This is a genomic window from Gallibacterium genomosp. 3, from assembly GCF_001678475.1.
Lineage (GTDB): Bacteria > Pseudomonadota > Gammaproteobacteria > Enterobacterales > Pasteurellaceae > Gallibacterium > Gallibacterium faecale.
Window position 1 is genome coordinate 1 of the sequence record NZ_JTJR01000012.1, and the last position, 436, is coordinate 436.

The window sequence follows — 436 nt, forward strand, 5'->3', positions numbered from 1 at the left end:
GATAAATCTCCTAAAACCGATTTAAAACAGCCTTTAAATCGATATCTGAATATCGTTATGGATACGACTTTTTTCGGTCGTTATTTTGGCGTATTAGTGTTAATTGATTCGAATTCAACTAATGTAGTTTCCCCTTATTTTGTTCGAACCGAAAAAGCGATTTATTACCAGCTTGCACTGAATAGATTAATAGAAAAAGGCTATATTATTCAATCAATTACCTGCGACGGTAAAAGAGGATTGATGAAGGATTTATTTAATACCCCAATACAGATGTGTCAATTTCATATGATAGCCATTGTGATGAGAAAATTAAGGAAAAATCATCAATCACAAGCCGGTAAAGAATTAAAACTCATTATAAAAACACTCACGCAAAGCTCAAAAAATGAATTTTATCGACGATGACATTATTGCTTTATAAAACATCAAACGT

General features: G+C 31.4%; 1 pseudogene. It reads left to right on the forward strand.

The window, feature by feature from the left end:
• A pseudogene (locus tag QV06_RS11765) lies at nt 1-408 on the forward strand (IS256 family transposase, variant Zn-binding type); the annotation flags it as partial.
• Nucleotides 409-436 lie beyond the last annotated feature (28 nt).